Annotated in this window: 9 protein-coding genes and 2 tRNA genes; 7 read left to right on the forward strand and 4 right to left on the reverse strand. The window is 50.1% G+C overall.

The features are described from left to right. Positions 1 to 70 precede the first annotated feature (70 nt). The 3 genes from zipA to BEG40_RS07905 all read left to right on the forward strand — a co-directional run bounded on the left by zipA (position 71) and on the right by BEG40_RS07905 (position 3,369). The gene (gene zipA, locus BEG40_RS07895) at positions 71 to 1,063 is read left to right on the forward strand and encodes a cell division protein ZipA (protein WP_105285185.1); all 993 of its coding nucleotides are present in this window, start codon (positions 71 to 73) and stop codon (positions 1,061 to 1,063) included. A 70-nt stretch (positions 1,064 to 1,133) separates the two neighbouring features. Then, complete coding sequence (gene ligA, locus BEG40_RS07900) at positions 1,134 to 3,149, forward strand: NAD-dependent DNA ligase LigA (protein WP_000443722.1); 2,016 nt, start codon at positions 1,134 to 1,136, stop codon at positions 3,147 to 3,149. 1 nt (position 3,150) lies between these two features. Then, positions 3,151 to 3,369, forward strand: a complete 219-nt coding sequence (locus BEG40_RS07905; protein WP_000410201.1) for a DUF3820 family protein — start codon at positions 3,151 to 3,153, stop codon at positions 3,367 to 3,369. Here the strand turns inward: BEG40_RS07905 and BEG40_RS07910 are convergent. Beyond that, positions 3,366 to 4,364 (reverse strand): bile acid:sodium symporter family protein, encoded by a 999-nt coding sequence (locus BEG40_RS07910; RefSeq protein ID WP_000765628.1) that lies wholly within the window; start codon positions 4,362 to 4,364, stop codon positions 3,366 to 3,368. The two genes, BEG40_RS07905 and BEG40_RS07910, sit on opposite strands and share 4 nt — an antisense overlap. A gap of 283 nt (positions 4,365 to 4,647) precedes the next feature. Next, the gene (locus tag BEG40_RS07915; protein WP_105285186.1) at positions 4,648 to 5,406 is read right to left on the reverse strand and encodes a nucleoside-specific channel-forming Tsx family protein; all 759 of its coding nucleotides are present in this window, start codon (positions 5,404 to 5,406) and stop codon (positions 4,648 to 4,650) included. Positions 5,407 to 5,654: 248 nt separating this feature from the next. Between BEG40_RS07915 and xapA the strand changes: the two genes are divergently transcribed. The 4 genes from xapA to xapR are packed head-to-tail and all read left to right on the forward strand — an operon-like array spanning position 5,655 to position 8,940. Continuing rightward, the gene (gene xapA / locus BEG40_RS07920) at positions 5,655 to 6,488 is read left to right on the forward strand and encodes a xanthosine phosphorylase (RefSeq protein ID WP_105285187.1); all 834 of its coding nucleotides are present in this window, start codon (positions 5,655 to 5,657) and stop codon (positions 6,486 to 6,488) included. A gap of 59 nt (positions 6,489 to 6,547) precedes the next feature. Further along, entirely contained in the window at positions 6,548 to 7,804 is a 1,257-nt protein-coding gene (gene xapB / locus BEG40_RS07925) for a xanthosine/proton symporter XapB (RefSeq protein WP_105285188.1), read from the forward strand. Between the two features lie 52 nt (positions 7,805 to 7,856). Further along, entirely contained in the window at positions 7,857 to 8,015 is a 159-nt protein-coding gene (locus BEG40_RS07930) for a DUF1427 family protein (protein ID WP_000651752.1), read from the forward strand. Positions 8,016 to 8,055: 40 nt separating this feature from the next. Further along, positions 8,056 to 8,940, forward strand: a complete 885-nt coding sequence (gene xapR / locus BEG40_RS07935; RefSeq protein ID WP_000439927.1) for a DNA-binding transcriptional regulator XapR — start codon at positions 8,056 to 8,058, stop codon at positions 8,938 to 8,940. A gap of 102 nt (positions 8,941 to 9,042) precedes the next feature. Here the strand turns inward: xapR and BEG40_RS07940 are convergent. After that, positions 9,043 to 9,118: transfer RNA gene (locus tag BEG40_RS07940), tRNA-Lys, on the reverse strand. Positions 9,119 to 9,122: 4 nt separating this feature from the next. Further along, positions 9,123 to 9,198, reverse strand: a tRNA-Val gene (locus BEG40_RS07945). Positions 9,199 to 9,299 lie beyond the last annotated feature (101 nt).

The raw sequence follows: 9,299 nt of genomic DNA on the forward strand, positions 1-9,299 counted from the left end.
TAATCGGCAAATACTCTTAGTGAGTAAATGTTTGCCGTGGTGGCAAGGTGTTAGAACAACAGAGAATATAATGATGCAGGATTTGCGTCTGATATTAATCATTGTTGGCGCGATCGCCATAATCGCTTTACTGGTACATGGTTTCTGGACCAGCCGTAAAGAACGATCTTCTATGTTCCGCGATCGGCCATTAAAACGAATGAAGTCAAAACGTGACGACGATTCTTATGACGAGGATGTCGAAGATGATGAGGGCGTTGGTGAGGTTCGTGTTCACCGCGTAAATCATGCCCCGGCTAACGCCCAGGAGCATGAGGCTGCTCGTCCGTCGCCGCAACACCAGTACCAACCGCCTTATGCGTCTGCGCAGCCGCGTCAACCGGTTCAGCAGCCGCCTGAAGCGCAGGTAGCGCCGCAACATGCTCCGCATTCAGCGCAGCCGGTTCAGCAACCGCAGCCAGTTCAGCAGCCGGCCTACCAGCCGCAGCCTGAACAGCCAGTTGTTTCGCAAGTACCGCCAGCTCCACAACCGACGCAGCCAGTGCCCCAACCAGCGCAGCAGGCTTTCCAGGTTGCAGAACCCGTAGCGGCACCGCAGCCTGAACCTGTAAATGAACCGGCGCCTGTCATGGATAAGCCGAAACGCAAAGAAGCGGTGATCATTATGAACGTTGCGGCGCATCACGGTAGTGAGCTTAATGGTGAACTGCTTCTTAACAGCATTCAGCAGGCGGGCTTCATCTTTGGCGATATGAATATTTACCATCGTCATCTTAGCCCTGACGGCAGTGGCCCTGCGTTATTCAGCCTGGCGAATATGGTGAAACCGGGAACATTCGATCCTGAAATGAAGGATTTCACCACTCCTGGCGTCACTATCTTTATGCAGGTTCCGTCTTATGGTGATGAACTGCAAAACTTCAAGCTGATGCTGCAATCTGCGCAGCATATCGCTGATGAAGTCGGTGGCGTGGTTCTTGACGATCAGCGCCGTATGATGACTCCGCAGAAACTGCGCGAGTATCAGGACATCATCCGCGAAGTGAAAGACGCTAACGCCTGATACACTTAAGGCAAATTAACTCTTCTTCGAACCCCCGCTTGTCGGGGGTTTTTAGCATTGATGGTGCGATATGGAATCAATCGAAAGACAACTCACAGAACTGCGAACGACGCTTCGCCATCATGAATATCTTTATCATGTGATGGATGCGCCGGAAATTCCCGACGCTGAATACGACAGGCTGATGCGTGAGCTGCGCGAGCTGGAAGCAAAACATCCGGAACTCATTACCCCGGATTCACCAACCCAGCGCGTAGGCGCAGCACCGCTGGCAGCCTTCAGCCAGATTCGTCATGAAGTTCCGATGCTGTCGCTGGACAACGTTTTTGATGAAGAGAGTTTTCTCGCCTTCAACAAACGCGTACTGGATCGTCTGAAAAGTAACGAAAAAGTCACCTGGTGCTGTGAGCTGAAGCTGGATGGTCTTGCAGTCAGCATTCTGTATGAGAATGGCGTTCTGGTCAGTGCGGCGACCCGTGGCGATGGCACCACCGGAGAAGACATTACGTCTAACGTCCGTACTATCCGCGCTATTCCGTTGAAATTGCATGGTGAGAATATCCCGGCGCGCCTGGAAGTACGTGGTGAAGTATTCCTGCCGCAAGCGGGATTCGAAAAGATCAACGAAGAGGCGCGACGCACGGGCGGGAAAGTATTTGCTAACCCACGTAATGCGGCGGCAGGTTCGCTGCGTCAGCTTGATCCACGTATCACGGCGAAGCGACCGCTCACTTTCTTCTGCTACGGCGTTGGTGTACTGGAAGGCGGCGAGCTGCCTGACACCCATCTTGGCCGTTTAATGCAATTTAAAAAGTGGGGATTACCGGTCAGCGATCGTGTCACGTTATGTGAATCGGCAGAAGAGGTGCTGGCGTTTTATCACAAAGTTGAAGAAGACCGCCCGACGTTGGGCTTTGATATCGACGGCGTGGTGATTAAAGTCAACTCACTGGCGCAGCAGGAACAGCTTGGGTTTGTTTCACGAGCCCCGCGCTGGGCAGTGGCGTTTAAATTCCCGGCGCAGGAACAGATGACTTTCGTGCGCGACGTTGAGTTTCAGGTTGGACGTACCGGCGCTATTACGCCCGTTGCGCGTCTGGAACCTGTACATGTTGCAGGCGTGCTGGTGAGCAATGCTACCTTACACAATGCCGATGAAATCGAACGTCTTGGTTTACGTATTGGCGATAAGGTGGTGATTCGCCGCGCTGGCGATGTGATCCCGCAGGTGGTTAACGTAGTGCTTTCTGAACGCCCGGAAGATACCCGTGAGGTTGTATTTCCGACGCATTGTCCGGTATGTGGTTCTGATGTTGAACGTGTGGAAGGAGAAGCAGTCGCCCGCTGTACTGGTGGCCTGATTTGCGGCGCTCAGCGTAAAGAGTCGCTGAAACACTTTGTTTCCCGCCGCGCGATGGACGTTGACGGTATGGGTGACAAAATCATCGACCAGCTTGTCGAAAAAGAGTACGTCCACACACCTGCTGATCTGTTCAAACTCACCGCAGGCAAACTGACCGGACTGGAGAGAATGGGGCCGAAATCAGCGCAAAACGTGGTTAACGCGCTGGAAAACGCGAAAGAAACCACCTTTTCCCGCTTCCTTTATGCGCTTGGCATCCGCGAAGTCGGCGAGGCCACCGCAGCAGGTCTGGCGGCATATTTCGGCACGCTGGAAGCACTGGAAGCAGCCTCGATTGAAGAGCTGCAAAAAGTTCCCGATGTCGGAATTGTCGTTGCATCCCATGTTCATAACTTCTTTGCCGAAGACAGTAACCGCAATGTCATCAGCGAGCTGTTAGCGGAAGGCGTTCGCTGGCCTGCGCCGGTCGTCATCAACGCTGAAGAGATCGACAGTCCGTTTGCCGGTAAAACCGTGGTGCTCACCGGTAGCTTAAGTCAGATGTCGCGTGATGACGCTAAAGCTCGCCTGGTCGAACTGGGCGCGAAAGTTGCGGGCAGCGTGTCGAAGAAAACCGATCTGGTGATCGCCGGAGAAGCCGCAGGTTCTAAACTGGCGAAAGCGCAGGAATTGGGCATTGAAGTGATCGACGAAGCTGAAATGCTACGTTTGCTGGGTAACTGAGATGGAAAAAGAGCAGCTGATTGAAATAGCCAATACGATAATGCCGTTTGGCAAGTATAAAGGGCGTCGCTTAATCGACCTGCCGGAAGAGTATCTTTTGTGGTTTGCCCGCAAGGATGAGTTCCCGGCGGGAAAACTCGGTGAGCTAATGCAAATCACGCTGCTGATTAAAACCGAGGGGCTGACGCAACTGGTTCAGCCCCTGAAACGACCGCTTTAAATCTTCCCAGCGTGGCTTTCCTGCTGCGCCTGTAGTTGCTCGGTCTGGCGCTTATAACGACGCGCCAGCACCGCGCAAACCATCAGCTGGATCTGATGGAAAATCATCAGTGGTAGCACCATCATACCGATAACTGACGTTGGGAACAGAATGTTCGCCATCGGAATACCATTCGCCAGGCTCTTTTTCGAACCACAGAAGACAATCGTTATCTCATCCGCTTTATTGAAACCTAGTCGGCGTGCCATAAAGACGTTAATCACAATCACGATAGCCAACAGCACGCAGCTGACCACCACGATAAACAGCAACGATCCCCAGCCGACTTTGTGCCAGATGCCGTTAACGACGGCTTCGCTGAACGCCGTATAGACCACCAACAGAATGGAGGTCTGGTCAGTTTTCGCAATCCACTTTTTATTGCGCGCCACCCAGTTGCCAATCCACGGGCGAGAAAGATGCCCCAACACAAAAGGTAGTAACAGCTGCAGCATAATCTTACCGACCTGCTCAAGGCTGCCCTCTGCACCGTGAACATTCATCACCAGACCAACCAGCAATGGCGAAAGGAAAATACCCAGCAGGCTGGATGCTGACGCAGAACAAACCGCCGCCGCGACGTTACCGCCCGCCATCGAAGTAAAAGCGATTGCAGACTGCACGGTGGCAGGGAGAATGCAAAGATAGAGAAAGCCGGAATAGAGCATGGGATCGACGTTTACGGGTTTCCACCAGGCAAACAACACGCCCAGAACCGGAAACAGCACGAAGGTGCTGCACATTACCCACAAATGCAGTCGCCAGTGACTACCGCCTGCAATAATGGCCTCTCGCGACAACTTCGCGCCGTGCATAAAGAACAACAGGGCAATGGCTGCCGTGGTCAGATTTTCAAAGAAGGGGACAAAACCGCCTCTGGCCGGAAAGAAAGAAGCCAGTAACACCACCGTGACCAGGGTTAAGGTGAAAGGATCGAGGATACGAAAAAGTTTCATAAAGACTCCAGATGATCGATGGTGCTATTGTGCTTCTTTCAGTTTGAGAAATAAAATTGATTTATTGCATTCATTCATGAAGAAAATAGATGAATGACTCATTAAAACAATTAAATGTTTTCGTCACAGTAGCGCAGGAAGAACCGGTCACTTTCAACAACTGCTGAAGCATTAGAGGACGTGGAGCAAGAACAAGGAGAATAGTGATGGCAGGGCGAGAAGGGGATTCGTTGTATCATATATCGTGTTATGTATTTCTGCCGGGAATCCCGGCAGAAATGGTTCAGAAGTTAAATTTGACCGAGTAAATGATGGCGTCCTGATACCAGGCTTCTCCCAGCTTGTCATCCGCGTAGCGATACTGAATGCCTGCGGTGATTTTCGCGGTAGCGTTCCACCAGAGGGCGACCGCACCGTTCAGCCCTTCTTTACCGCCATTACCTGCTGCGTAGGTGGCATCACGATCAAACTCGTACTCGTTCCAGTTGGTGAGGGTGAATTTCTCTCTGCCCAGCATAAAGCTGTAACCCGCAACCCAACCTGCCACGTAACCGTTATCGCCAGTGTAATAGGTTTGATCCGTATAGCGTTTAGCGAAGAACGGTTTGAACCACCACCCCTTGCCAGTAAAGTTGTAGCCGATACCGTACAGGAACATATCATCGTGGAAATTCACACGATTTGCAGAACCATAGGTGCCATACGCGTGCAGGTAGAGATTAAATCCGGTATCGCCCAGGTAAATGCGGTTGGTATTTTTAAAGGTATAACGCTGCTCGCTACCTGGTTTATCGTGGCGGTCGTTATAAAAGTTTTCCCAGTCGAAGAACCCGTACATTTCTCCCCAACTAAAGTTAGCGCCGCCTTCCAGTTCAAGATAACCAAAATCATCTTTGTGTGATTTGGTCGACGATTTCTCAGTGGTTCTGCTGGTCCAGTCCAGGTAATGCACGCCGATATCTGCAAATCCACTTTTAAATTCTGCATGAGATATAACAGGTATGGCTAATAAAGAGGAAAGAGTCAGAAGATGTTTTTTCATAGCATAAATCCCTATGCCGATCGTTATTAGTAGATTGCTTAATAAAATGGTTGCTTAAAAACGGCATATTGTTAATGCAAGGGAGTGAGTATCACCAATACAGTTTTTGCTGAGAATTAATAGTGAAAAGATATAAATCCATCGATATCGAATCACTATTGAATGCGTGAAAAAAGTGTATTGGTAAGAGCCGGGACAACCTCGCTATAAAAAGGCGTTAGATTCAACCCCACAGAAAAAGGATATATATGTCTCAGGCAAATTTTTCTCATAACCCGCTGTATTGCGTCGATATTATCCGGGCTTATAAACCAGATTTCACACCACGAGTGGTTTTTATTTTAGGTTCCGGGCTGGGCGCGCTGGCCGATCAGATTGAGAACGCTGTCGCCATTTCCTATGAAAAGCTGCCGGGCTTCCCGGTGAGTACGGTGCATGGACATGCAGGCGAGCTGGTGTTGGGGCATCTCCAGGGCGTTCCGGTGGCATGTATGAAAGGTCGGGGACATTTCTATGAAGGTCGTGGAATGACCATCATGACCGATGCGATTCGTACTTTCAAATTGCTGGGTTGTGAACTGCTGTTCTGCGCCAATGCGGCGGGATCACTGCGTCCGGAGGTGGGGGCGGGCAGTCTGGTTGCGCTGAAAGACCACATCAACACCATGCCGGGTACACCGATGGTGGGTCTTAACGATGAACGTTTTGGAGAACGCTTCTTCTCGCTGGCAAATGCCTATGATGCGGATTACCGGGCTCTGTTGCAAAAAGTGGCGAAAGAAGAGGGATTCCCCCTGACGGAAGGTGTGTTTGTTTCGTATCCGGGACCGAATTTCGAAACGGCGGCTGAAATCCGCATGATGCAAATTATTGGCGGGGATGTCGTTGGAATGTCCGTTGTGCCTGAAGTTATTTCAGCACGCCATTGTGACCTGAAGGTAGTGGCCGTTTCTGCGATTACCAATATGGCGGAAGGTCTGAGTGACGTGAAGCTCTCGCATACCCAAACGCTGGCAGCAGCGGAGCTCTCTAAGCAGAACTTTATCAACCTTATTTGCGGCTTTCTGCGCAATATTGCCTAAGTAAAACAACAATAAACGGCCTCACGGGTGAGGCCACATGATGCGATAAGGAAACGATTATGAGCATCGCTTTACGCTTAAAGGTAATGTCCTTTTTGCAATATTTTATCTGGGGGAGCTGGCTGGTTACCCTCGGTTCTTACATGATTAATACCCTTCATTTTACCGGCGCTAACGTCGGTATGGTCTACAGCTCCAAAGGGATTGCTGCGATAATTATGCCTGGCATTATGGGGATTATCGCGGATAAATGGCTGCGTGCGGAACGTGCATATATGCTGTGCCACTTGGTGTGTGCTGGTGTGCTTTTTTATGCGGCGTCGGTGAGTGATCCGGATACGATGTTTTGGGTGATGTTAGTCAATGCGATGGCATTTATGCCGACTATCGCATTATCGAACAGCGTCTCTTATTCCTGCCTCGCCCAGGCGGGGCTTGACCCGGTGACGGCTTTCCCGCCTATTCGCGTTTTTGGTACGGTGGGGTTCATCATCGCGATGTGGGCGGTAAGCTTACTGCATCTGGAATTGAGCAGTCTGCAACTGTATATCGCTTCCGGGGCGTCTCTGCTGCTGTCGGCTTATGCGCTGACTTTGCCTAAGATTCCTGTTGCGCAGAAAAAAGTGGCTACTTCGCTTGCCAGTAAGCTCGGTCTGGATGCCTTCGTCCTGTTCAAAAATCCACGCATGGCTATCTTTTTCCTCTTCGCCATGATGCTGGGCGCGGTACTGCAAATTACCAACGTTTTTGGCAACCCGTTCCTGCATGATTTTGCTCGTAACCCGGAGTTTGCTGATAGCTTCGTGGTGAAGTATCCGTCCATTTTACTGTCAGTTTCACAGATGGCTGAAGTCGGTTTTATTCTGACGATTCCGTTCTTTTTAAAGCGTTTCGGTATCAAAACGGTCATGCTTATGAGTATGGTGGCCTGGACACTACGCTTTGGCTTCTTCGCTTATGGCGATCCGTCACCAACCGGGTTTATTTTGCTGCTGCTGTCGATGATTGTTTACGGCTGCGCGTTTGATTTCTTCAATATTTCCGGTTCGGTCTTTGTCGAACAGGAAGTTGATTCCAGCATTCGTGCCAGCGCACAGGGGCTCTTTATGACCATGGTAAATGGTGTCGGTGCGTGGGTGGGCTCGATTCTGAGCGGTATGGCAGTAGATTACTTCTCGGTAGATGGCGTAAAAGACTGGCAAACTATCTGGCTGATGTTTGCAGGATATTCTCTTTTCCTCGCAGTGATATTTTTCTTTGGGTTTAAATATAACCATGACCCTGAAAAGATAACACATCGAACAATGACATATTAAAAGGATTTGCAGCTCTGTTTTTCGGGGTTGCTTTTATGATAAAGGTTAATTAGTGAAAGATATTTTATTTTCTTCTGGTGTCGGTTTTGGCATTGGTGCTTTATTTACAATCGTGCGATTACCTATTCCTGTGCCAAATGTATTGCCGGGTATATTATCTATTGTGTTTATGTATGTAGGTTATCTGGTGGTGAAATACTTTATGCCGTGATAATTTAACAAGATATATTTATTAAACGGAGCACTTAATTATGGAACGCATTTACAGAACAGACCTTAAGTTGCTCCGTTATTTTCTTGCTGTAGCGGAAGAGTTACATTTTGGCCGCGCAGCGGCGCGTTTAAATATGTCTCAGCCTCCGCTCAGTATTCATATTAAAGAGCTGGAAAATCAACTTGGCACACAGCTTTTTATTCGTCACTCGCGCAGCGTCGTCCTGACACACGCGGGCAAAATTTTGATGGAAGAATCGCGCCGATTGCTGATGAATGCAAATCAGGTGTTGGCTCGGATTGAACAAATAGGGCGGGGAGAAGCAGGGCGGATTGAACTCGGTGTGGTCGGAACGGCAATGTGGGGACGGATGCGACCGGTTATGCGGCGATTTCTTAGGGAAAACCCCAACGTTGAAGTACTGTTTCGCGAAAAGATGCCTGCGATGCAAATGGCGCTGTTGGAGCGTCGCGAACTCGATGCCGGGATCTGGCGAATGGCGACAGAACCACCGGAAGATTTTACCAGCTTACGCTTGCATGAATCGGCGTTTCTGGTAGCGATGCCTGAAGAGCATCACCTCTCATCATATTCCGCCGTTCCGCTGGAAGCACTACGTGACGAGTATTTTGTCACAATGCCGCCCGTGTACACAGACTGGGATTTTTTGCAGCGTGTTTGTCAGCAGGCGGGGTTTTCACCGGTTGTTATTCGCGAAGTTAATGAACCGCAAACGGTGCTGGCCATGATCAGTATGGGTATTGGTATCACCTTGATAGCAGACAGCTACGCACAGATGAACTGGCCAGGTGTCATTTTCCGTCCGCTCAAAGAGCGCATCCCGGCAGATTTGTATATTGTTTATGAAACGCAGCAGGTGACACCCGCGATGGTTAAGCTGTTGGCAGCATTGACACAGTAGGCGAGGAGTTGCCGGAAATCGTAGGTCTGATAAGCGAAGCGCATCAGGCAATTTCGCAAATCGCAGATAGCAAAAAAGCGCCTTTAGGGCGCTTTTTTACATTGGTGGGTCGTGCAGGATTCGAACCTGCGACCAATTGATTAAAAGTCAACTGCTCTACCAACTGAGCTAACGACCCGAAGTGGTGGGTGATGACGGGATCGAACCGCCGACCCCCTCCTTGTAAGGGAGGTGCTCTCCCAGCTGAGCTAATCACCCACTTCGGTACTTCACATTGTTACAAGAAATTTAGCTGGCGAGAAAGTGGTGGGTGATGACGGGATCGAACCGCCGACCCCCTCCTTGTAAGGGAGGTGCTC

The sequence above is a fragment of the Escherichia sp. MOD1-EC5495 genome, from assembly GCF_002965965.1.
GTDB classification, from domain to species: Bacteria; Pseudomonadota; Gammaproteobacteria; order Enterobacterales; family Enterobacteriaceae; genus Escherichia; species Escherichia ruysiae.